Here is a 22,546-nt window from a genome sequence, read left to right as displayed (position 1 = left end):
GCCGGATCCGGGTTCGGCTCGACTCGCCGCCCGCCGCCCGCCGTCGGCACGCGCTTCCGTCGGCACTCGCCGCCATCGACAATACTGATACCGCTCGCCCGCGACCCTCCGGTATGCCCGAGCCGCTCCGAGTCGAGTCCGGCGAACTGACCGCAGACGAAATCCTCGACGCGCTCCGCGAGGGTCGCCGCGTCGTCGTCCAAGCGGAACTGCTCGGCGGCGTCCACGAGGTGACGCTCCGCCACGACGGGACGGTCTTTTACTGCGACACGCCGACGACGCTCCACAAACACGAGGACGAAGACGGGATGCGCGCCTGCGTGCTGAAGATGGGCTACGCGAAAGAGTAGCGTCGGTGCGGTTCCCGGCCGCGGCGGCCGCTCGCTCGCCTGTAAGTGAGGGTTTAATCCGACGCACGGCGAACAGGTGTGCATGGCCGACGCACCGGACATGGGCGAACTGATGGAGACCGAGGACCCGAACTTCGGACAGGTCCTCGCGTGCGTCTTCGGCATCCAGAGCCACGAGAGTCGGACGTATCTCGCACTACTCGACAACCCCGGAAGCACCGTCGCGGAGTTGGCGGAGGTGCTCGACCGCGACCGGAGCAACGTCAACCGCTCTTTGACGACGCTCCTCGACAAGGGCCTCACCGAGCGCAAGCGCCGCCTGCTCGACCCCGGCGGCTACGTCTACCAGTACACGGCGACCCCGCTCCCCGAGGCCAAGGAGATGATGCACGCTGCGCTCGACGAGTGGGCGGAAGACGTACACGCCCGCATCGACGCCTTCGGCGAGTCGTAGGTTCTTCGTCGTCTTCGAAGCCTCTCGGCCGACCGCGTTCTCGGTGCGCCTGTCGCCCGGCAGGTGCCGCCCAAACCCGCCCGCTTTTGTCCCTCTGGTGCCACCGCCCGAGCAATGAGCCTCGAACTCACGGCACCCGCCCCCGAGGAGCCATCCGTCGCCGCCGACGGCACCTGGCTCGAATGTATCGCGTGCGGCGCGCAGTTCGCGCCGTTCGAGGACGTTCGGTACACCTGCGACGACTGCGACGGCCTCCTCGAAGTCCGCTACGCGTCCCCGCCGACCTGGGACGACTTCGAGGGCCGCGGCGTCTGGCGCTACAACGCCGCGCTCCCCTTCGAGGAGGGCGTCTCGCTCCCCGAGGGCGCGACGCCCCTCCACGAGGTACCCCGCCTCGAAGCCGACGTGGGCGTCGAGACGCTCCGCGTCAAACACGAGGGGATGAACCCCACCGGCTCGTTCAAGGACCGCGGCATGACCGTCGGCGTCCGCGTGGCAAAGGAACTCGGCGTCGGCCGCCTCGCCTGCGCCTCGACCGGCAACACCTCCGCGGCGCTCGCCGCCTACGGCGCGCGCGGCGGGATGGAGACGCTCGTGTTGCTCCCCGCCGGGAAGGTCGCCGCCGGGAAAATCGCGCAGGCGTCGCTCCACGACGCGCGCATCCTCGAAGTCGACGGCAACTTCGACTCCTGTCTCGACATCGTCCAGGACCTCGCCGCCCGCGGCGAGGCGTACCTCCTCAACTCGCTGAACCCCTTCCGACTGGAGGGCCAGAAGACCATCGGCCTCGAAATCTTAGAGGAGTTCCACGAGGACTACGGCAGCTACCCGGACCGCATCGTCCTCCCCGTCGGCAACGCGGGCAACACCTCCGCGCTCTACAAGGCGTTCCGCGAACTCGTCCAGTCGGGCGCGCTCGACGCCGACGACGTGCCGAAACTGACCGGCGTGCAGGCCGAGGGTGCGGCCCCGATGGTCGAGGCCGTCGAGAACGGCTGGGACGACACCCAGCGCTGGGAGAACGTCGAGACGCGCGCGACCGCCATCCGCATCGGCAACCCGGTCAACGCGCCGAAGGCGCTCCCCGGCATCCGCGAGACCGACGGCACGGCCGTCGCCGTCTCCGACGAGGAAATCACCGCGGCGCAGCGCGACCTCGCGGCCGAGGGCGTCGGCGTCGAACCCGCCTCCGCCGCCTCCGTCGCCGGCCTCCGAAAGCTCCGCGCCGAGGGCGTCGTCGACGCGGACGAACAGGTCGTCTGTCTCACGACGGGCCACCTCCTGAAGGACCCCGACGCGGCGTTCGAGGCGGGCGACGACCCCGAACCCGTCCCGAACGACACCGAAGCGGTCCTCGAACACCTCGCCGAGTAGGCGCGCCGCCGGGCCCGGTGCCGACCGTGGCTGACCGTCGCTGACGGCCGCACACGACGGCGCTCGCCGCGGTCCGACCGCCGGCGATGACGCGCGTCGGGTGCGCGTCTGACACATTCTTTTCATTCTGTGGTACGTCGTGGCACACGATGTCGCTCAGCAGTATGCCGACCGGGACCGTCAGCCGGGACGGGGCCGGTTCGAGAACGTACCCGCCGGACGGAATCGACAACGGGCCGTCCGAAACCGCGTCTTCGGCCTCCGCAGCCCCCGCGTCTTCGGCCACGTCAACCAACGCATCCACGGCCTCGTCAGCGCCCTCGTCCTCGCCCTCGTCCTCACCCGCGTCCGCGACTCCGTCAGCACAGGCGTCCACGGCCTCGCAGTCGCGCGGCCGTCAGCAGTCGCGCGGTCGCCGCCCGTCGCCCCCCGCCGACGCGCGGGGCCGAGACGCCCTCCAGCGCGAGAACGAGGCGCTTCGGCGCGCGAACGCCCGGCTCAACGCCCGACTCGACAGCGCCGAAACGAACCAACAGGAGATAATCGACCGCTACGAACGGTTGCTGGCCGAGCGTCGGGACGGGAGCCGAAAACAGACCCGCGGTCGCTCGGCCCGGCGAAACGACCGGTCGCGCCGCTCGGGAGTCGAATCGAACGCGGCCGACGCGGTGCGGTCCGCCGTCGGGCGCGTGGTCGAGGGCGTCGCGTCGGCGCTCGGCCGACGGTAGCTCGTCTCGTTTTTCAGAAGATTCGGGTCGGCCGCTTCAGAGCGTGATGAGGTCGACGTCGATGATGCGGTCGTCGGCGAGGAGCTTCTCGCGGACGCTTTCGGGCACGTCGTCGTCGAGGTTGTAGACGGTCAGCGCCTCGCCGCCGGCCTTCGCGCGGCGGGCGTTGAACATCCCGGCGATGTTCACGTCGTTCTCGCCGAGGACGGTCCCGATGAAGCCGATGACTCCCGGCTTGTCGTAGTTGCGGGCGACGAGCATCTGGCCGTACGGGATGGCGTCCAGCCGGTAGCCGTTGATGCGGACGATGCGCGGGTCCTCGCCGGTGAACAGCGTCCCCGAGACGGTCATCTCCTCGTCGCCGTTGCGGACGGTGACGGTCACGAGGCTCTGGAAGTCGTCGGACTGGCGGGACTTCGACTCGACGACCTCGATGCCGCGCTCCTCTGCGACCTGCGGGGCGTTGACGGCGTTGACCTGCCATTCGAGCGGCGCGAAGACGCCCTTCAGCGCGGAGGCCGTGACGAGTTCGATATCCTCGGCGGCGATGTCGCCGGTGTAGGTGACCTCGACTTCGTTGAGGCGCCCGCCCAGCAGTTGGGCGGCGATTTTGCCGGCGGTCTCGGCGAGGCCGATGTACGGCTGGATGCGCGGGAAGGCGCTCTCGTCGACCGAGGGCGCGTTGAGCGCGTTGATGACGGGTTCGTCGCGGAACGCGGCGACCACTTGGTCGGCCGTCGAGACGGCGACGTTCTCCTGTGCGGCCGAGGTGGACGCGCCGAGGTGCGGCGTGACGACCACGTCGTCGACGGACAGAAGCGGGTTGTCGGGCGAGACGGGCTCGTCTGCGAACACGTCGACCGCGGCTCCGTCGATGACGCCGGCGTCGACGGCCTCGGCGAGGGCGGCCTCGTCGACCACGCCGCCGCGGGCGCAGTTGATGAGGTAGCCGCTGCCCATCGTTTCGAGTTCGTCGGTGGAGATGAGCCCCTCCGTCTCGGGGGTCAGCGGCGTGTGGACGGTGAGGAAGTCGGCGCGAGAGAGACAGGCGTCGAACTCGACGAGTTCGGCACCGAGCTGGTCGGCGCGCTCCTCCCCGATGTAGGGGTCGAAGGCCACGATGTCCATCCCGAGCGACGAGAACTTCTTTGCGACCTCCTGGCCGACGCGGCCGAGGCCGACGACGCCGAGGGTCTTGCCGTTGACCTCGTTGCCGAGGTAGTCGGACTTGGCCCACTCGCCGTCCTTCAGGCGGGCGTGAGCCTGCGGAATCGAGCGCGCGGCGGCGAAGCCCATCGCGACCGTGTGCTCGGCGGCGGCGCGGACGTTCCCCTCGGGCGCGTTGGCGACGATGACGCCGTGTTGGGTCGCGGCGTCGATGTCGATGTTGTCGACGCCGATGCCGGCGCGTCCGACGATGACGAGGTCGGGTGCCGCCTCGAACACCTCGGCGGTCACCTGCGTTCCGGAGCGGACGATGAGCCCGTTCGCGTCGGAGACGGCTTCGAGCAGCGCGTCACCTTCGACGTCGTACGCGGTCTCTACCTCGTAACCGGCCTCGCGTAACCGGTCCAGACCCGCGTCGGCGATCGGGTCCGTGACGAGTACCTTCATGCGCGTAGGGTCTGACCCGTGCGGGTTAAGGGTTGTCACAACGGCCGATATCGTGACATTGAGACTGTCTCGCATGGGTTGGCGTCTCAACACGTTCGCCCACTAGTATTATCTGCGCGAGTCCGATAGATTCAGTAGATGGTCTTCCGTCCCGAGAACGCTTCGCCGGCGACGCAACCGCCCGAGGTGTCGCTTCCGGACTCCGGGTCCGTGCTCATCGCCGGCCCGACGATGACGCGGAAGCGGCGGCTCATGCTCTCGATGCTCGCGCCCGGCGAGCGTACCGACGCGGGGACGGTCGTCGTGACGACGAAAAAGCCCGCCCCGAGCATCGCACGGGAGCTGTCGTACATCAGCGGGTCGCCCCCGGAGCAGTTCGAGGTCATCGACACGACGAGCGTCGCAGACCTCCTCGATGACCGCGCCGACGCGGGAAACCTCCGGTACGTCTCCAGCCCCGGCGACCTGACCGGCATCGGCATCCACCTGACCGAGTCGCTCCGGGAGCACTACGAGGCGAGTCGGTCGGCCCGCGTCGGCCTGCACGTCCTCTCGACGCTCGTGATGTACACCGACCTCAAGCGGCTGTTCCAGTTCCTCCACGTCATCACGGGCCGCATCTCCGCGGCCGGGTTCACGGGCGTCTTCACGCTCGACACCGGCTTCGTCGACGAGCGCGAACTCGCGCTCCTCAAACAGCCGTTCGACGGCTTCGTCGAGACGCGCGACACCGACGGCGACCCCGAGTTCCGGGTCCGCGGCCTCGACGACGGCCCGCGGTCGTGGACGCCGGTTCGAATCTGAGCGGGTTCCGGAGGCGGCCGGCGAGCCTTCTCACGACAGGTGCGTCACCGCGAGGTCGACCAGCGGCGAGTTCGCCCGGTCGAACGTCGCGATGGCCCCCGACCACTCGTCGTGCGGATAGATGGCGACGACGACCTCGTCGAACCACCGGATGACGGCGTTCAACTCCCCGTAGTCGTCGAGTTCGGGTTCGTTGACTGGCTCGCCGAGCGCCTTCATCACGAGTGTCTTCACGCGCTCGGTGCGCGCGTCCGGTTCGAGCGCCTCGTCGATATCGTCGCGGAGGTAGAGCAGTTCGAACGCCTCGCCGTCGTACTGGCCGACCGCGCGCACCTCGGCCTCGTCGAGGTCGTGCAGGCTTCGGACGAACTGTCGGAGCGGACTGTCTCCTTCCTCGCCGAAGTCCTCGGCAAGGTCGGCTTCGACGTCGCTGAGCGTCTCGTGTTCGGCGTCGTGGAGGTCGTCCATACGTGTTGTCAGGGAGACGATGGATAAATAGCTGTGCGCGGCGTCGCCGCGGCTTCCCGGCGGTCGGCTCGCCAGCGTCCCTCCCGCGCCGCATAACTGCCGACGCGGAAGCTTTGAAACCCCGCGGCGACGACGGGCAGATATGCGCATCATCGCCTTCGACTTCGACGGCACGCTCTCGGACTCCGAGATGACGGTCCTCCTCGGCAAGAAGAACGGCACGGCCGACGAGATGGCCGACATCACCGAGCGAGCCATGAACGACGAGCTGAGCTACGCGGAGAGCCTCCGGTCGCGCGCCCGCCTCCTCGAAGGTCTCGAAGAGGAACTCGCAGAGGAGGCCTACGGCGAGGTGGCACTCCGCCCCGGCGCGGCCGACCTCATCCAGCGCCTCCGCGACTACGGCCACCACGTCGCCATCTTCACCGGCGGCTTCGAACGCGGCGTCGAGCGCGCGCTCGAAAAGGAAGGCGTCGAGGTCGACGACATCGTCTCGAACCGCCTGCCCGTGAAGGGCGGCCGACTCACCGGCGACGTGGAAGGGTCGCTTATCGAGGGCACGAAGGACACGGCGCTGGAGACTCACGCCGCCGAACTCGACGTACCCATGGACCGAACGGTCGCGGTCGGCGACGGCGCGAACGACCTCCCGATGCTCGAAGTCGCCGGCCTCTCGGTCGGTTTCGTCCCCAAGGACGCGGTCCGCCCGGCCTGCGACGCCGTCGTCGCCTCCATGGACCGACTCGGAAAGCTCTTCGAGAGCCACGGGATTCTCGACGCCGACGAGTAGACTGCTTGTGGTCTGCTAACACTTATCATATCTCGGCCCGTAGCGCCGCGCATGGCAATCAGCGACGTCAACACGCCCGAACTCTGGGTGGCGGGCTTCGCCTTCGTGGTTCTCGCGGTCGCCGCCCTGTTCGAAGGCGTCGTCCTCCTCGATGTCCGCACACTCGGCGTCGACGAGTCGCTTCCCGCGGCCGTGGCAGTCGTGGGGACGATGCTGGCGCTGTGGTGGTTCGACGACGGGTGAGCGCGACCGCGACTGCGACCGCGACCCAGACAGGACAGAACAGAACTGAACCGACGCTGAACTGCTCTTTTTGCGACTGTGCGAACCCCGGAGCGACGCGACCGAACGGGGACAACGATTAAGTCGATGTGTAAAGTATACTTTACTGTAAAGCGAACTTTCCACCCGGCTTCCCGCGACCGGCGCTTTACACAGCACTATGTCACAAGTCCAACGCTCACCGACGCCTCGGCTCTCCAGACAACGGCGGTACCGGCGCCTGCTGTTCGGTTCCATCGGAGCGGGCGTCCTCGCCTCCCTCGTCCTCCGATTCCTCGACTACCCCGTCCTCGGGGAAGCCGTCTACTGGCTCGGCATCGTCGCCGCGCTCGCCGTCTGGCGCGGCACCGACGTCGCGCTGTTCGACGAGCGCGACCGCTCGCTCGAACGGCGGGCGAGTCAGCTCACCATGACCGTCGCCGCGGTGGTTCTCGTCCTCGGCGCGTCCGCCGCCCGACTCGGTGCGACGCTCGGGCTGTTCGAGGTCTCGCCGTTCCTCTCGGGCGCGCTGTACGGCTACGTCGGACTGTTCGGGCTCTTCGCCCTGTGCTACCTCTGGGTCCGCGCTCGGACATGAAAAACGGGCTCCGAACGCGCCGCGAGGCCGCCGACCTCAGCCAAGGCGAACTCGCCGAAGCGGTCGGCGTCACCCGCCAGACCATCAACGCCATCGAGCGCGAGCGGTACGACCCCTCGCTCGAACTGGCGTTCAAGCTGGCGGCGTACTTCGACTGCCGCGTCGAGGACCTCTTCGACCCGGAACTCGATGCCGACCTGACCGCCTAAAAAAATCAGCTCGCCGTTTTTCGGACGCTTCCTCACCGATTCAGGGTGTGAATCGCCTGTCCGAGCGCGTTCTCGGCGGCCTCCATGACCGCTTCCGCGAGCGTCGGGTGGGTGTGGATGGTCGAGGCCACGTCTTCGAGCGTCGCGCCCATCTCGATGGCGAACGCGAGTTCGGCGATGAGTTCGGAGGCCTCGGGGCCGACGATTTGCGCCCCGAGGACGAAGCCGGACTCCTCGCCGGCGACGACGCGGACGAAGCCGTCGGCGTGGTTCGTCGTCAGCGCGCGGCCGGATGCCCGGAAGGGCATCTGCCCGACGACGGGCGTGAAGCCGGCTTCCTCGGCGTCGGCTTCGGTCATGCCGACCGTGCCGATTTCGGGGTCGGTGAACACCGCGGCGGGGACGGCCTGACTGTCGAAGGCGACCGGTTCGCCGGCGACGTGCTCGGCGGCGACGATGCCCTCCTTCGAGGCGACGTGCGCGAGCATCGGCGTGTCCTCGACCACGTCGCCGACGGCGTAGATGTGCTCCACGTCGGTGCGGCGGCGGTCGTCGACCGAGAGGAATCCGCGGTCGTCGGCTTCGAGACCGGCGTTCTCGATGTCCATCGTGTCGGTGACGGGCGAGCGCCCGACGGCGACGAGCACCTTGTCGGCGCGGTACTCGTTTTCCTCGCCGTCTTCGGTCTCGGTCGTCACCATGATGCCGTCGTCCTCCTCGCGCCAGCCGCTGGCTCCCTCACCGAAGTGCATGTCGATGCCGAGCTCTTCGGCGCGCTTGCGGACGACGCGGGCCACGTCGGCCTCGTAGCCCGGCAGGATGTCGTCGAGCATCTCGACGACGGTCACGTCCGCGCCGAGTTTCGCGAACGTCGTGGACAGCTCCATCCCGATGTAGCCGCCGCCGACGACGACCAGTCGCTCCGGGACGGTGTCGGCTTCGAGGGCGTCGCGCGACGACCACACCGGCTCGTCCCCGAAGTCGAAGCCGGGAATCTGGATGACGCGCGAGCCGGTGGCGATGATGCAGTGTTCGAACTCGATGGTCTCCGAGCCCTGCCCCTCGCCGCCGTGGGCGATGCGGACGGCGTGTTCGTCCTTGAAGCGGGCGGTTCCCTCGACGAGGTTGACGCCGTTCGCCTTACAGAGCTTCTCGACGCCGCCGGTGAGTTGGTCGACGACGCCGCTCTTCCAGTCGCGCAGTTGCGACATGTCCACGACGGGGTCGGCGTGGATGCCCATCTCCTCGGCGTTGCCCGCCTCGTGGGCGAGGTTCGCCCCCGTGATGAGCGCCTTCGAGGGGATACAGCCGTAGTTGAGGCAGGTGCCCCCGTAGGCGTCCTTCTCGACCAGCGTCGTGTCGATGCCGTTCTGTGCGGCGCGGATGGCGGCGACGTAGCCGCCGGGTCCCGCGCCGATGACGAGCAGTTCGGTTCCGGTTGCGATGTCTCCGACGACCATTATTCTAACACCAGCAGTTTGGGGTCTTCGAGCAGTTCCTTCACGCGGTTCGTGAACCGAGCGCCCTGCGCGCCGTCGACGACGCGGTGGTCGAACGACAGCGAGAGGGTGAGGACGTTTCGCGGCACGACCTCACCGTCGACGACCCGGGGCTTTTCTTTGATGGCTCCGAGCGCAAGAATCGCCACCTCGGGGTAGTTGATAATCGGCGTGGCGTACTCGCCGCCGATGCCGCCGACGTTGGTGATGGTGAAGGTGCCGCCGCGCATCTCCTCGGGCGCGATTTTGCGGTTGCGGGCCTTCTCGACCTTCTCGTTCATCTCGTCGGCGAGTTCGAGCATCCCCTTGCGGTCCGCGTCGTGGACGACGGGGACGAGCAGACCGGCGTCGGTCGCGGCCGCGACGCCGATGTTGTACTCGTCGCGCAGGACGATTTCCTCGTTTTCCTCGTCGAGCTGCGAGTTGAGGTACGGGAAGTCCTTCAGCGCCGCGACGACGGCCTTCATCACGAACGGCATGTAGGTCAGCCGCGAGCCGCGCTCCTCGGCGACGGGCTTGAGCTGTTCGCGCAGTTCGACGAGCTCCGTCACGTCCACCTCGTCGTGGTGGGTGACGTGCGGCGCGGTGTACTTCGACCGCTGCATCTGGTCGCCGATGGCCTTGCGGACGCCCTTGTAGGGGACGCGCTCGCCGGCACCGGGGCCGGCCTCGGGCGGTGCGGGTTCACTCGCCGCGTCGCCCGTCGCCTCGGCGGTCGCGGTTCCGGCGTCGGCCTCGGCGGACACCGCCTCGGCGTCCGCGGCCTGCGCCTCGCGCTGGGCCTGCGCGTACTCCTGGACGGCCTCGGGCGAGACGAACGCCTCGCCGTCGCGCATCTCCGTCGCGGGGACCGCGTCGATGTCGACGCCCTCCTCTTTGGCCAGCGCGCGGGTCGCGGGCGCGGCGAGCGTCTGCTCGCGGTCGGCGCTCTCGGCCGGCGCGGACGAGGAGGCGGACGCGGACGTTCCCTCGTCGCGCTTCGCGGTCGCGGACTTCCCGTTGGTCTGGACGGTCCGCGGGCCGCTGGGTTCGTCGTCGCCGTCGCCGTCGTCGTCCGCGGCGGCGCGAACGTCGCCTTCGGTCACGCGGCCGCTCGGGCCGCTGCCGTCGACGGCGTCGAGGTCGACGCCGAGCTCGCGGGCGAGGCGACGGACGCTCGGCGGGGCGAACACGCGCCCGCCGGAACCCGACTCGTCGTCGCTAGCGCCGTCGGCGTCGTCGCTCTCGGCCGACTCAGACTCGGCCGTTTCAGCGTCCGAATCGGAAGTCTCGGCGTCTGCGGCGGCCTCCTCGTCGTCGCCATCCTCCTGAATGGTGATGATGACGTCGCCGACGGGGACGACCTCGCCCTCCTCGGCGAGGAGTTCCTTCACCGTCCCGTCGAACGGCGAGGGCACGTCGACGAGCGCCTTGTCGGTCTCGACTTCCGCGAGCACCTGGTCTTCGGTTACCTCGTCGCCCGGCGCGACGTGCCACGTTACGAGTTCGCCTTCCGCGACGCCTTCACCGACGTCGGGGAGTTTGAATTCCTTGAGCGCCATCGTTCAGAAGTTCACCGCCTCACGAATACCTTCTTCGACGCGGGCGACCGACGGGAGGTAGTAGTCCTCCAGCGCGTACAGCGGGTACGGCACGTCGTAGCCCGCGACGCGCTTGACCGGCGCTTCCTGATAGAGCAGCGCCTCCTCCTGAACCGTCGCCGTGATTTCGGCGCCGAGGCCGCCGTTCTTCGGGGCCTCGTGGACGACCACCGCGCGGCCGGTCTTCTTGAACGACTCCACGATGGTCTCGCGGTCGAGCGGCGAGATGGTTCGGATGTCCACGACCTCGGCGTCGATACCCTCTTCTTCGAGGTTCTCGACGGCCTCCAGCGTCGGGCGCGTCATCGCGCCGAAGGTGAACACGGACACGTCCGTGCCCTCGCGGCGAACCGCGGCCTCGCCGATGGGGACCGTGTAGTCGTCTTCCGGGACCTCGCCGCGGAACGCCCGGTAGATGAGCTTCGGCTCCATGAAGATGACCGGGTCGGGGTCGCGGATGGCGGAGATGAGCAGTCCCTTCGTGTCGTACGGCGTCGAGGGGATGACGACCTTCAGGCCGGCCTCGTGCGCGTAGAACATCTCCTTGGACTCCGAGTGCGACTCGGGGGCGCGGATGCCGCCGCCGTAGGGCGCGCGGAGCACCATGGGGAGCGTGTAGCGGCCGCGGGTGCGGTTGCGGAACCGCCCCATGTGGCTCACGATTTGGTCGAATCCGGGGTACATGAAGCCGGAGAACTGAATCTCGGGGACCGGCTTCAGCCCCATCGCGGCCATGCCGATGGCCGTGCCGACGATGCCCGATTCGGCCAGCGGCGTGTCGATGACGCGGTCGTCTCCGAACTCGTCCCAGAGGCCCTCCGTGGCCCGGAAGACGCCGCCGTTCTTGCCGACGTCCTCGCCCATGACGAGCACCTCGTCGTCGAGGTTCATCTCGGTGTAGAGACCGTCCCGTACCGCCTGCACGATGGTGAGGTTCTGACTGCTCATTCTCTGAGGAATCCTTCGTCGCCGAACTTCTCGCGGAGCGCTTCGAACTCCTCGTACTGTGCCTGAATCTCCGGGGTCCGCTCGGCGTAGGCGTAGTTGAACATCTCGCTCGGGTCCGGCCGCGGGTCGGACTCGGCCGCCTCGATGGCGTCCGCGACCCGCCCTTTCACGTCTTCTTCGATGGCCTCGACGGCCTCGTCGTCGATGCGGCCCGTCTCGCGGAGGAACGCCTCCAGCCGCGGGATGGGGTCTTTCGCCTTCCACTTCTCGACTTCCTCGTCGTCGCGGTAGACGGTCGGGTCGTCGGCGGTCGTGTGCGCGCCGAAGCGGTACTGGACCGCCTCGATGAGCGTCGGGCGGCCCTCGCCCTCGCCGGGGTTCTTCGCCTTGTCGAGCGCCGCCTTCGTCACGGAGTAGACCGCGAGCGGGTCCATCCCGTCGACCTGCACGCCGTCGATGCCGTAGGCGGTCGCCTTCTGCGCCAGCGTCTCGGAGGCGGTCTGTCGCTCCCGCGGCACCGAGATGGCCCACTGGTTGTTGTTACAGAAGAAGACGTTCGGGGTGTCGAAGACGCCCGCGAAGTTCAGCCCCTCGTGGAAGTCGCCCTCGGAGGTCGCGCCGTCACCGAAGTAACAGATGACGGCCGTGTCGTCCTCGCCGCGGAGCTTTTTCGCCCACGCCGCGCCGGTCGCGTGGGGAATCTGCGAAGCGATGGGGACCGCGGGCGGGAAGAGGTTCACGCCCTCGGGCATCTCGTTGCCCTTCTCGTGGCCCATCCAGTACAGAAGCGTCTGCTTCAGCGGAAGCCCCCGGAGCAGCGACGCGCCGTGTTCGCGATAGCTCGGGACCATCCAGTCCTGTTCGTCGAGCGCGATTGCGCTCCCGATTTGTGCGCCCTCCTGTCCCGACAGCGGCGGATACGTCCCCATCCGCCCCTGTCGCTGGAGACTCACCGCCCGCGTGTCGAAGTGCCGGGCGAGACGCATGTATCGGTACATCTCGACGAGCGTCTCGTCGTCGATGTCGGGAACCTCGCCGACGACGGTCCCGTCCTCGTCGAGCACTCGTACCTGGTCCTGCGGGTCGCGTTGAAGCACGCTCACGGGAGAACCCTCCTGTTCATGGCAAAATCGACACCCGCCGGCGTTATATTGTTTTCGTATATAATTTACTTTGACTCGGAATATTGTGTCTCGCGTCGTGCTATGTCAACTCACACGGGGTAAAATTGGACATTTTCGCTTCTAAACGATTCTTCCTGACGTTCATTCGTGTGAACCCACACATCACCGAGAGATAATCGGAAATATCGGCAGCGTTGCAGGTCCGCTTCGGGGCGGGCGTGGAGTCGGATCCGGGCTGTCGAGTCACGCGGACGCGGGCGGCGCGGCGTAACGCAGTCGGCACGGCGCGGCGGCCGCGGCCTACTGTCCGGCGGCCGCGCGGGCGGCCTGCCGCGCCTCCTCGACGCTCGACCCCTCGCGGAGGAGCGCGTCCACGAACAGTTCGCCGGCCTTGTACGACGACCGGACCATCGGGCCGGACGCGCAGTAGAGGAAGCCCAGTTCGTCTTCTGCGACGCGCCGCCACGTCTCGAAGGCGTCGGGGTGGACGTACTCGAACACGTCGAGGTGGCTCCGGGAGGGCTGGAGGTACTGGCCGAAGGTGACGATGTCAACGTCGGCCTCGCGGAGGTCCGAGAGGGTCTGGTAGACCTCGTGGGCGTGCTCGCCGAGGCCGAGCATGACCGAGGTCTTCGTGTGGATGTCGGACTCGTCTGTCACCTGCTGGAGCACCGAAAGCGACTGCTCGTAGCCGGCGCGGCGGTCCCGAATCGGCCACTGGAGGCGCTCGACGGTCTCGATGTTGTGGGCGATGACGTCGGGTCCGGCGTCGATTATCTTCCGGACGTGCTCGGGTTCGCCCTGGAAGTCGGGAATCAGCACCTCGACGAGCACCTCGGGGTCGCGGCGCTTGATTTCGCGGATGGTCTCCGCGAAGTGGGCCGCGCCCTGGTCCGGCAGGTCGTCGCGGTCCACGGAGGTCAACACGACGTAGTCGAGGCCGATTTCGGTCACCGCGTCGGCGACGTTCGCCGGTTCGTCGGGGTCCAGAGGCTCCATCCCGCCTGTCGTCACGTCGCAGAAGTTACACCCGCGCGAACACCGGTCGCCCATGAGCATGAACGTGGCCGTCCCGGGGCCGTCGCGGCCGCTCCAGCACTCCCCGAGGTTCGGGCAGTTCGCCTCCTCGCAGACGGTGTTGAGGTTCCGGTCCCGGAGCGTCGATTTGATATCGGTGAAGCGCCGGCCCGATGGCGGTCGCATCTTCAACCAGTCTGGCTTCCGCCGCGTGCGCATAGGCAGTTCTTGCGAGGCGACGGGCAAAAACGTGAGGATTGGTCCGCCGTCTGTCGGGTTGGCGGCGGGATCGCTCGCCGGAGGCGACCGAACCCGCGTCGCCACGATACCGTTCGGTCGAACAATGGTCTACGGTAGCACACGTTGTTCAGAATAGTTCAAACGAACAGTTCTATCACGGAAAGCGAAACGTCCACCTCGGATACATCACGACTTTCCATCAAACAGCACGTACGACCGTGCTAGATATATCACATAACTGAAAAACTTATATTCGAGTAAATACTTCTCTCGAGTATGAACTGGAAACACCGCCGCGACATGACGAAGGCCGAATCGAAGAAGCACGAGGCCACCGCGGGGACGAACTGGTCGTTCATCGCCGCGCTCGCCGGCGCCGCGTAAGCGGGCCTGCGCCTCGGGCCCCGAACCAATCCTCACCACCCTACCACTCACCAACCTCGGCCCTCCACCCACCACACCCCGCCGCGTTCCGCCGGAACGCCCCACCACCCACCACACCCCGCCGCGTTCCGCCGGAACCCCCCACCACTCACCAACCTCAGCCCCTCCGTTTTCCGCTCGTTCGACGCTCCCGAGTCGCCGCGCCGGATGGAGAAACGCCTTTCCCCACGGACGACTCGGCTTCGTGTATGACGCTCGTCTTCGTCTCGTCCCCGACGCCAGCGCGCACCCGGAGGTGCGCCCAGTGAAAGTCGCCGAGGCGGTCCCCGAGTTCGCAGACGCCTTCGGGTTCGAGGAGTTCAACCGGATGCAGCGCGAGGCGCTGCCCGCCATCCTCGACACCGACCACAACGTCGTCGCCTCCGCGCCCACCGCCAGCGGGAAGACGGCGCTCGCCGAACTCGCCATCTGCCGGACCCTCCGCGACGAGGGGACGGCGCTTTTCATCGCGCCGCTCCGCGCGCTCACCACCGAGAAGGAGACCGAGTGGGAGCGCTTCGAGGACCTCGGTTACTCCGTCTACGTCGTTACCGGCGAGCGCGACCTGAATCCCCGCCGGGCCGCCCGCGCCGACATCCTCGTGATGACGCCCGAGAAGACCGACTCCGCGACCCGGAAACACGACTCCGCGCGCTACTCGTTCATAGAGGACGTCGACTGCGTCGTCATCGACGAGGTCCACCTGCTGGATTCGGAGACCCGCGGCGGCGTCCTCGAAGTCACCGTCTCGCGGATGCGCCGCATCTGCGACCCCCGAATCGTCGCGCTGTCTGCGACCATGCCCAACATCGACGACGTGGCGGCGTGGCTCGACGCGCCGGACGAGACCACCTTCGAGTTCGGTGACGACTATCGCCCCGTCGACCTCCACGCGGGCGTCAAGACCTACACCCACGGCGAGAACTCCTTCGCCGACAAGTACCGCCGACTGTACCGGGCGTTCGACCTCGCGGAGCCGCACATCCGCGACGGCGGCCAGTCGCTCGTCTTCGTCTCCTCGCGGCAGGACGCCGTCCGCGCGGCCGCCAAGGCCCGCGACGAACTCGCAAAGCGCGACGTACCCATCGGCGCGCGCGGCGACTACGACTTCCACAACGAGGCGAAGGAACTGAGCAACGACTCGCTCGCCAAGGGCGTCTTGGACGGCGTCGGCTTCCACCACGCCGGCCTCTCGCGGGACGACCGCGAGGCCGTCGAGGAGTGGTTCAAGGAGGGCAAGATTCAGCTCCTGTTTTCGACCTCCACGCTCGCGTGGGGCGTGAACCTCCCCGCGCGCTGCGTCGTCATCCGCGACACGAAACACCACGACCCGCTCGAAGGCGAGGTGGACATCTCCCCGCTCGACATCCTCCAGATGCTCGGCCGCGCGGGCCGCCCCGGCTACGACGACGTCGGCTACGGCTGGGTCGTCTGCGACCGCTCGGACCAGAACAAGTACCGCCGCCTGCTCCGCGAGGGCAAGGAAATCGAGTCGCGCCTCGCAGAAGACCTCGATTCGCACCTCAACGCCGAAATCGCCATGGGGACCATCCGCGACCTCGACGACGTCATGTCGTGGCTGGAGACGACGTTCTACTACCGGCGGGCGCAGTCGAACCCGGCGGCCTACGATTTCGAAGACCTCCGCGAGCGCGTCCGCGACGTGCTCGACCGCCTCGTCTCCCGCGGCTTCGTCGAGATGGACGACGACCTCTCCATCGACGCGACCCCGCTCGGGCGACTCACCTCGAAGTACTATCTCCGACTCGGGACCGCCTCGCGCTTCGCGGACCTCGCGGAACGGGACCGCATCACCGCCGACGACGTCCTCGAAACCGTCGCGGGCGCGGCCGACTTCCGACAGGTGTCGGCGCGCCAGTCCGAGGTGGACGCCGTCGACTCGGTGCTGACGGGCGTCTCGACCACGCTCGAAGACGGCCCGAAGAAGGTGCTCGCCATCCTCCACGCCAGCATGGCGAACTCGACGCCGAGCGAACTCCGGAGCGACGCGTGGGTCATCAAGCAGAACGCGCTCCGACTCCTCTCGGCGCTCCGGGAGTTCCTCGACACCTTCGCGGACGCCCGCGCGGCCAACCTCGCGAAGCGCGTCGAGGCCCGCGTCGACAACGGCGTCAGCAGCGACGCCGCGGCGCTCACGGCCGTCGACGGCATCGGTCCCGGTCGCGCGCGAAAGCTCGCCACCGGCGGCCTCTCGACCCCGGCAGACGTGGTCGACGCCGGCGTGAAAGAACTCACTCGGGCGGGCCTCTCGCAGGGCGTCGCCGAGCGCGTCATCGAGAGCGCGAAGGACCTCCCCGCGCCCGACATCGACTGGGGCGAGTTCCCCGAGTCGGTCGCCCGCGGCGAGAGCGACATGCACGACATCCGCGTTCGAAACGACGGCGGCGGCGGTTCCGTCGGCATCCGCGTCACCGTCAACGACGTTGAGATGTCGACGAAGACGTGCTACCTCTCCGACGAGGTGACCGTCCCCGTCGGCGTCTTCGGCGCGACGGACGACGAACTGGAGTTCGTCGTGGAGGTCGCGTTCCCCGACCTGCCGCTGCTCCCGATTCGGGAGTCGCGGACGGTTCGGGTCGAATAGAAAAGCGCGGCGGCAGCCGCGTTCGGTCGGGGTTCGGTCGTTTGTAATCTCGTCTCGGTCGCCTCTCGCTTACTCCTCGCCCAACAGCGCCGCCCGCAACTCTTCGGGCCCGTTCACGATTTCGTCCGCCCGCGAGAGGTCGAGGTCGGCGTTCTGTCCGCCGCGGTAGGCGATGGTGTACGCCCCGGACCGCACGGCCGCCTTGATGCCGTTTAACGAGTCCTCGATGACGACGCAGTCCTCGGGGGCGACGCCGAACTCGGCCGCGGCGTGCTCGTAGATGTGTGGCTCGGGCTTCCCCGGTTTGTCGATGTCGTCGGCCGAGAGCACGAGGTCGAGCGGGTCGAGGTCGAACCGCTCGCGGACGGTCGAAATCCAGTCCTGCGGGGCCGACGAGACGATTGCGAGTTTCTTGCCCGCCGCGCGGAGGTCCGAAAACAGCTCCTCCGCGCCGTCCATCAGGACGACGTGTTCGCCGTAGACGCTCTCTGAGTTCTCGTGGTACGCCGCGACGAACTCGTCTTTCGTGACGGTCGTCCCGTACTCCGCGTCGAGGTAGTCGTATATCTCGCGGAAGTTCATCCCCGTTATCTCCTCGTGGTCGGGGTCGCCGGACTCGATGGCGTCGGCGAACACCCACTCGTCCTCGAAGGCGTGCCAGTACTGCTCGGAATCGACTAACACTCCGTCCATGTCGAACAGCACGACGTTCGCGTCCATGATTCGCCCTCGGCCGCGACCGACCAAAGAGCTTCGTGCCGCGGCATGCCCGGTGAACCCTCGCACGTAGGTTCAAATCGGAACCGGCGACCACCCCGCCGCATGGATTCGATACGCGTCTTCGCCGGCGACTGCACCGTCAGCTTCGAAGGCTCCCGCGACCGCACCCAGCGCGGCCGGGTCGTCGTCGTGGCCAAGCCCGACAGAACCGTCCTCGTCCACGACGCCGGGGGCTACCAGCCCGTCGCGTGGCTGACCCGCGCCGACTCGCTGACCGTCGAGTCGGGACCGGGGTCGTTCGGCCTCGTGGCCCGCGCGGGCGACCAGACCCTCACCGTCGACTCGAACGACGTGACCGGCCGCGCCGAGTACCCCGCGAGCGACGCGGGTGTCCCGGTCGGCTCGCATCCCGACACCGGCGACCCGCTCGTCAGGACTAACGGCTCCGTTGTCGCCCTCGACTCGGGGACCGAGTACCGCCTGCCGGCGGGTGCGACCGTCCTCGACGAGACGTGCGACGACTGCGGCCTGCCGCTGATGCGCGTCGAGCGCGGCGCGCCGTTCGAGGTGTGCATCGACCGCCGGTGCGACCCGCTGGACGACCACGTGAACGCCCGCTTCGACGGCGAGTGGTCGTGCCCGGACTGCGGGTCGCCGCTCCGAATCCTCCGGCGGAGCGGTCGCCTGCTCGCCGGCTGTGACGCCTATCCCGAGTGCGAGACGGCGTTTTCTCTCCCCGCGGGCGTCGTCGGCGACGACTGCGACTGCGGCCTGCCGATGTTCGAGACGGGTCGCGGCCGGCGGTGTCTCGACTCGACCTGCGAGGGCCGATGAGTCGAGACGAGGGGCGGCGAGCGTGGCCCCGTCGCTGGCGACACGGCCGGCCGCGAGGGGTGCGTCCGGGGTCGGGGCCGCGACCGCGACGAACCGGTGGCGGCGACGGCCGCCGCTCCGACGCCCCCGCGGGCCGCGCCGCCGGCATCGCAGGCCCTTTGTCGTCGCCGCGCCCCGATTCTGGTATGCAAGGACGCCTCGAAGACGGCGTCGTCCATCTCCCGGGCGACGCTCGACAGCGGTTCCACGACTCCCGCGGCTACGGGAGACCCACCGGCGGCGACGACTTGGAGGTCGCGCCCGTCGAGGCCGCCCACCTGCTCTCGCGGGACGACATCGACGGCGTGGACGGGATGGGCCTGCGCGAACTCCTCGCGCGCACCGGGACCACCCTCGATTTCGTCGTCTACAAAGACCTCCGCGACCGCGGGTTCTACCTCTCGCCCGCCCGCGAGGGGTGGCCCGGCGTCGCGGACGCCGCGGGCGCTGACTTCCTCGTCTACCCCCGCGGGAAGGGGCCGTGGGACGGCGAGGTCGAACACCGCGTCCGCGTCGTCGGCGAGCGCGAGAGCATCCCCGTCTCGTCGCTCGGAGAGGTGGTGCTCGCCATCGTCGACGAGGACGGCGACCTGACCTACTTCGACACCGAGAGCGACTCCCCCGAGGGGACGGCCGCGGAGGACCTCCCGGCCGACCTCGACGCGGAACTCCTCTCGGACCGCGCGCTCGTCTGGGACGGCGTCGACCGCCTCTACCAGCGCGGCTTCTTCGGTCAGCGGCTGTACGGCAGAAACGCCGACAGCGGCCCGCTCCAACTGTCGCTGCTGGAAGCCGCCTACCTCGCCCGCGCCGACGCGCTCGCCATCGACGAGGCCGACGTGGTCTCCCGCGGCCGCGACGTGGAGGGCGACCGGTTCGACCGTCGACTCGCGGTGTACGCCGCGCTCAGGGAGGCCAAGACGGTCCCGAAGAGCGGCTTCAAGTTCGGCTCGGACTTCCGCGTCTACACCGAGTTCGAGTCGGTCGACGACCTCTCGCACTCCGAGTTCCTCGTGCGCGTGGTCGCGCCCGACCACACGTTCGTCCCGCGGGACCTCTCGCTCGACGTGCGCCTCGCCGGCGGTGTCCGCAAGCGAATGGTTTTTGCGCTGACCGACGACAACGGAGAGATAGACTGGCTTTCGGTCAGTCGGCTCACGCCATGACAGACGACGAACCCGCGGAGCGCATCCGCACCGATGGAGGCACAGCAGAGGGGAAAGACGAAGTTGCCCTCGACCCGTGGGGCTCGTCGACCGTCTCCGACTACCGGAAGCTGTTCGAGGAGTTCGGCATCGAGGAGTTCGACGAGGTGCTCGACGAGGTGCCGAACCCGCACTACCTGATGCGCCGCGGGGTCATCTTCGGCCACCGCGACTACCGGCCCGTCCTCGACGCCATGCGCAACGGCGACGACTTCGCCGTCCTCTCGGGGTTCATGCCGACGGGCGACCCCCACATCGGCCACAAGCTCGTCTTCGACGAGATAATCTGGCATCAACAGCAGGGCGGCGACGCCTACGGCCTCATCGCGGACATGGAGGCGCACTCCGCCCGCGGCATCCCGTGGGACGAAATCAACGAGCACAGCCGCGACTACCTGCTGTCGCTCATCGCGCTCGGGTTCGACCCCGAGGCGGGCGAACTCTACCGGCAGTCGGACAACGACCGCCTCCAGCGGCTCGCGTTCGAACTCGGCGGGAAGGCCAACTTCTCGGAGTTCCAGTCCATCTACGGCTTCGACGGCGAGACCAACGTCTCGCACATGCAGTCGGTCGTCACGCAGATGGCCGACATCCTCTACCCGCAGTTGGACGACCCCAAGCCGACGGTCATCCCGGTCGGCCCCGACCAGGACCCCCACGTCCGGTTCGCCCGCGACCTCGCCACCCGGATGCGATTCTTCAAGGTGACGGAGGCGTTCGCGAGCTTCGAACTCGACGACGCCGAGCGCCCGCTCGTCGCGGCAGCCCACGACGCCCGCGAGGCGTACGCCGAGGACGCCGACATGCCGCGGTGCGGCGAGGCGGCCGACTGGCTCGACGACGCCGACCTCGACGCGGCGGGCGTGCTCGTCTCCGAGTCGGTCCGCGACTCTGCGGTCGAGAAGCTCGAAAACGCCGGGATGGAACCGCTCCGCCCGCGGATTCGCTTCTTCGCCCGACAGGCGACCGACGAGGCGTTCGAGGCGCTCATCGAGGAGATTGACGGCGAAAAGCGGCGGTACGACCAGCACATCGACGCGTTCGACATGGGCGTCGACGAGGCCGAGGAACTCGCCCGCGAGGTCGAAGCCAACCACGGCGGCTACGGCTTCATCCCGCCGTCGTCCATCTACCACCGCTTCATGACCGGCCTCACCGGCGGCAAGATGTCGTCGTCGATTCCGGCGAGCCACATTTCGCTGCTCGACGCGCCCGAGGAGGGTTACGACAAGGTCAAGTCCGCCACGACCGGCGGCCGCGACACGGCCGAACAGCAGCGCGAACTCGGCGGCGAGGCCGACAAATGTCCGGTGTACGAGCTGTACGCCTACCTGCTGACGGGCGACGACGACGAACTCGCAAAGGAGGTCTACGACGAGTGCCTCGGCGGCGAGCGCCTCTGCGGCGGCTGTAAGGAGCAGGCGGCGACGATGATGCGCGAGTTCCTCGAAGACCACCACGAAAAGCGCGAGGAGGCCGAGGAACTCCTCGACTCGCTGGATATCGACCTCGAGACGGAGCGACGGGGCGTGGCCGCCGAACATTAGTGAGGCGGCAACACTACCGACCGCTCACAACCCCACTTCTTCTCCCACGCCGCGGGCGTTCGACTTCTCGTAGAGGTACTCGGCGGTCGCGGCGTCGAGCACCGCCGACCCGACGCTCTCGACCACCAGAATCTCGTCGTCGCTCTCGCGGCCGGCGTCGCCCTCGAAGACGGCCGAGAGCGGAAGCAGGTCGGATTCGTCGATGCCGGCCCCGCGAACGTCACCGATGTCGGCCACTTCCTCGGGCACGTCGGCGAACACCCGCGCGGCTCGCTCGAACGTCTCGGCGTCGAGTTCGCGCGTCTCGGGCGTGTAGGCTCCGACGGCGACGACGAGCGTTCCGGGGTCGAGCCACGAGCCGTCGAAGACGGGCGTCTCGCTGGTCGTCGCGGTGACGACGACGTTCGCGCCGGAGACGGCCGCTTCGGGGGAATCGACGGCCTCGGCGGGGATGCCGTCCTCGCGGAGGTCGGCGGCGCACGCCTCGCGGGAGTCGCTCGGGGAGTAGACGTTCACCGACTCGACTGCGGAGCCGACGGCGATAGCGCGGCTCTGCCAGCGGGCCTGCGCGCCCGCGCCGAGGACGCCCAGGCCGACCGGGTCGGTCCCGAGGGACTCCGCGGCGAGCCCGCCGATACAGCCCGTCCGGGCGCTGGTAATCGTCGTCCCGTCGAGGAGCGCGAGCGGGAGACCGGTCGTCGCGTCGGTGAGGACGACCTGCGCGTTCACCGTCGGAAGGCCGTGAGCGCAGTTTTCCGGGTGGACGGCCGCGAGCTTCGTCGCGTACACCTCGCGGCCGTGGATGTACGCCGGCATGGTGAGGCCGGTGCCGAGCGGGCCGTCCTGCTCCGTCGGTTCCGAACCCGAGCGCGTTTCCGTTCCCGCGCCCGCGACGCCGTTTCCGTTCGTCCCGTCCCGGACGCTGTCGATATCGATACCCACCGGAAAGTGCGGCCGTGGCGGGCGTTCGACCTCGCCGCGGCCCTGCTTGACGAACGCCTCCTCGACGACCGGAAACAGCTCCGCGAGCGAGAGTAACTCGCCGACGGCGTCGGCGGAGAGAATACGGACCATACCCGAACTACTCTCCGCGGCCGCGTGAAAACAGTGTCCCT

Annotated in this window: 22 protein-coding genes; 13 read left to right on the top strand and 9 right to left on the bottom strand. The window is 68.4% G+C overall.

The window, feature by feature from the left end; translation table 11 throughout:
• Positions 1-113: 113 nt before the first annotated feature.
• The 4 genes from E4P24_RS00155 (at position 114) to E4P24_RS00140 (ending at position 2,906) form a co-directional block, all read left to right on the top strand.
• Complete coding sequence (locus E4P24_RS00155; protein ID WP_004044839.1) at positions 114-350, top strand: hypothetical protein; 237 nt, start codon at positions 114-116, stop codon at positions 348-350.
• An 82-nt stretch (positions 351-432) separates the two neighbouring features.
• Positions 433-804, top strand: coding sequence for a helix-turn-helix domain-containing protein (locus E4P24_RS00150; protein WP_004044838.1), 372 nt, complete (start codon positions 433-435; stop codon positions 802-804).
• Positions 805-918: 114 nt separating this feature from the next.
• Positions 919-2,178 carry a threonine synthase gene (gene thrC / locus E4P24_RS00145; RefSeq protein ID WP_006600885.1) on the top strand — a complete coding sequence of 420 codons (1,260 nt, stop codon included), beginning with the start codon at positions 919-921 and terminating at the stop codon, positions 2,176-2,178.
• A 149-nt stretch (positions 2,179-2,327) separates the two neighbouring features.
• Entirely contained in the window at positions 2,328-2,906 is a 579-nt protein-coding gene (locus E4P24_RS00140; RefSeq protein ID WP_188147946.1) for a hypothetical protein, read from the top strand.
• Positions 2,907-2,942: 36 nt separating this feature from the next.
• On the opposite strand, the gene serA is transcribed toward E4P24_RS00140, so the two are convergent.
• Positions 2,943-4,520, bottom strand: coding sequence for a phosphoglycerate dehydrogenase (serA, locus tag E4P24_RS00135; RefSeq protein WP_006600886.1), 1,578 nt, complete (start codon positions 4,518-4,520; stop codon positions 2,943-2,945).
• A gap of 138 nt (positions 4,521-4,658) precedes the next feature.
• On the opposite strand from serA, the gene E4P24_RS00130 reads away from it, so the two are divergent.
• Positions 4,659-5,324: a hypothetical protein gene (locus tag E4P24_RS00130; protein ID WP_049922126.1), complete on the top strand. Its 666-nt coding sequence runs from the start codon at positions 4,659-4,661 to the stop codon at positions 5,322-5,324.
• Positions 5,325-5,354: 30 nt separating this feature from the next.
• Here the strand turns inward: E4P24_RS00130 and E4P24_RS00125 are convergent, their stop codons facing one another.
• Positions 5,355-5,792, bottom strand: coding sequence for a hypothetical protein (locus tag E4P24_RS00125; RefSeq protein ID WP_004065978.1), 438 nt, complete (start codon positions 5,790-5,792; stop codon positions 5,355-5,357).
• A gap of 142 nt (positions 5,793-5,934) precedes the next feature.
• Here E4P24_RS00125 and serB point away from each other — a divergent pair, with 142 nt between their 5' ends.
• The 4 genes from serB (at position 5,935) to E4P24_RS00105 (ending at position 7,650) form a co-directional block, all read left to right on the top strand.
• Positions 5,935-6,582, top strand: coding sequence for a phosphoserine phosphatase SerB (gene serB / locus E4P24_RS00120; RefSeq protein WP_004065980.1), 648 nt, complete (start codon positions 5,935-5,937; stop codon positions 6,580-6,582).
• 51 nt (positions 6,583-6,633) lie between these two features.
• Positions 6,634-6,825, top strand: a complete 192-nt coding sequence (locus tag E4P24_RS00115; RefSeq protein WP_004044830.1) for a hypothetical protein — start codon at positions 6,634-6,636, stop codon at positions 6,823-6,825.
• 199 nt (positions 6,826-7,024) lie between these two features.
• The gene (locus E4P24_RS00110) at positions 7,025-7,441 is read left to right on the top strand and encodes a DUF2178 domain-containing protein (RefSeq protein ID WP_006600888.1); all 417 of its coding nucleotides are present in this window, start codon (positions 7,025-7,027) and stop codon (positions 7,439-7,441) included.
• Positions 7,438-7,650, top strand: a complete 213-nt coding sequence (locus E4P24_RS00105) for a helix-turn-helix transcriptional regulator (protein ID WP_004044826.1) — start codon at positions 7,438-7,440, stop codon at positions 7,648-7,650. Before E4P24_RS00110 ends, E4P24_RS00105 begins: the two co-directional genes overlap by 4 nt.
• A 32-nt stretch (positions 7,651-7,682) precedes the next feature.
• Here the strand turns inward: E4P24_RS00105 and lpdA are convergent, their stop codons facing one another.
• The 5 genes from lpdA to lipA all read right to left on the bottom strand — a co-directional run bounded on the left by lpdA (position 7,683) and on the right by lipA (position 14,037).
• On the bottom strand, positions 7,683-9,110 hold the full coding sequence (gene lpdA, locus E4P24_RS00100) for a dihydrolipoyl dehydrogenase (protein WP_004065987.1): 1,428 nt from the start codon (positions 9,108-9,110) through the stop codon (positions 7,683-7,685).
• A complete protein-coding gene (locus E4P24_RS00095) occupies positions 9,110-10,690 on the bottom strand; it encodes a dihydrolipoamide acetyltransferase family protein (RefSeq protein ID WP_188147945.1) in 1,581 nt (526 codons plus the stop codon). Before E4P24_RS00095 ends, lpdA begins: the two co-directional genes overlap by 1 nt.
• 3 nt (positions 10,691-10,693) lie before the next feature.
• A complete protein-coding gene (locus E4P24_RS00090; RefSeq protein ID WP_004044820.1) occupies positions 10,694-11,677 on the bottom strand; it encodes an alpha-ketoacid dehydrogenase subunit beta in 984 nt (327 codons plus the stop codon).
• Entirely contained in the window at positions 11,674-12,780 is a 1,107-nt protein-coding gene (gene pdhA / locus E4P24_RS00085) for a pyruvate dehydrogenase (acetyl-transferring) E1 component subunit alpha (RefSeq protein WP_004065991.1), read from the bottom strand. The genes E4P24_RS00090 and pdhA overlap by 4 nt, the downstream gene beginning before the upstream one ends.
• Positions 12,781-13,101: 321 nt before the next feature.
• The gene (gene lipA, locus E4P24_RS00080; RefSeq protein WP_049920508.1) at positions 13,102-14,037 is read right to left on the bottom strand and encodes a lipoyl synthase; all 936 of its coding nucleotides are present in this window, start codon (positions 14,035-14,037) and stop codon (positions 13,102-13,104) included.
• A gap of 709 nt (positions 14,038-14,746) precedes the next feature.
• On the opposite strand from lipA, the gene E4P24_RS00075 reads away from it, so the two are divergent.
• Positions 14,747-17,086, top strand: a complete 2,340-nt coding sequence (locus E4P24_RS00075) for a DEAD/DEAH box helicase (RefSeq protein WP_115860757.1) — start codon at positions 14,747-14,749, stop codon at positions 17,084-17,086.
• Positions 17,087-17,155: 69 nt separating this feature from the next.
• Here E4P24_RS00075 and E4P24_RS00070 read toward each other — a convergent pair whose 3' ends face one another.
• Positions 17,156-17,806, bottom strand: coding sequence for an HAD family phosphatase (locus E4P24_RS00070; RefSeq protein WP_188147944.1), 651 nt, complete (start codon positions 17,804-17,806; stop codon positions 17,156-17,158).
• Between the two features lie 102 nt (positions 17,807-17,908).
• On the opposite strand from E4P24_RS00070, the gene E4P24_RS00065 reads away from it, so the two are divergent.
• The 3 genes from E4P24_RS00065 (at position 17,909) to E4P24_RS00055 (ending at position 21,431) form a co-directional block, all read left to right on the top strand.
• Entirely contained in the window at positions 17,909-18,640 is a 732-nt protein-coding gene (locus tag E4P24_RS00065) for an Sjogren's syndrome/scleroderma autoantigen 1 family protein (protein WP_188147943.1), read from the top strand.
• Between the two features lie 185 nt (positions 18,641-18,825).
• On the top strand, positions 18,826-19,845 hold the full coding sequence (gene endA, locus E4P24_RS00060) for a tRNA-intron lyase (RefSeq protein ID WP_188147942.1): 1,020 nt from the start codon (positions 18,826-18,828) through the stop codon (positions 19,843-19,845).
• Positions 19,842-21,431, top strand: coding sequence for a tryptophan--tRNA ligase (locus E4P24_RS00055; protein WP_115860761.1), 1,590 nt, complete (start codon positions 19,842-19,844; stop codon positions 21,429-21,431). Before endA ends, E4P24_RS00055 begins: the two co-directional genes overlap by 4 nt.
• A gap of 24 nt (positions 21,432-21,455) precedes the next feature.
• On the opposite strand, the gene E4P24_RS00050 is transcribed toward E4P24_RS00055, so the two are convergent.
• A complete protein-coding gene (locus E4P24_RS00050; RefSeq protein WP_188147941.1) occupies positions 21,456-22,505 on the bottom strand; it encodes an ornithine cyclodeaminase family protein in 1,050 nt (349 codons plus the stop codon).
• Between the last annotated feature and the right edge of the window lie 41 nt (positions 22,506-22,546).

The sequence above is a fragment of the Haloferax sp. AS1 genome (assembly GCF_014530665.1).
Lineage (GTDB): Archaea > Halobacteriota > Halobacteria > Halobacteriales > Haloferacaceae > Haloferax > Haloferax volcanii.
Note: the sequence above shows the minus strand (reverse complement) of the source record. Positions and strands in the feature narration are given on the sequence as shown.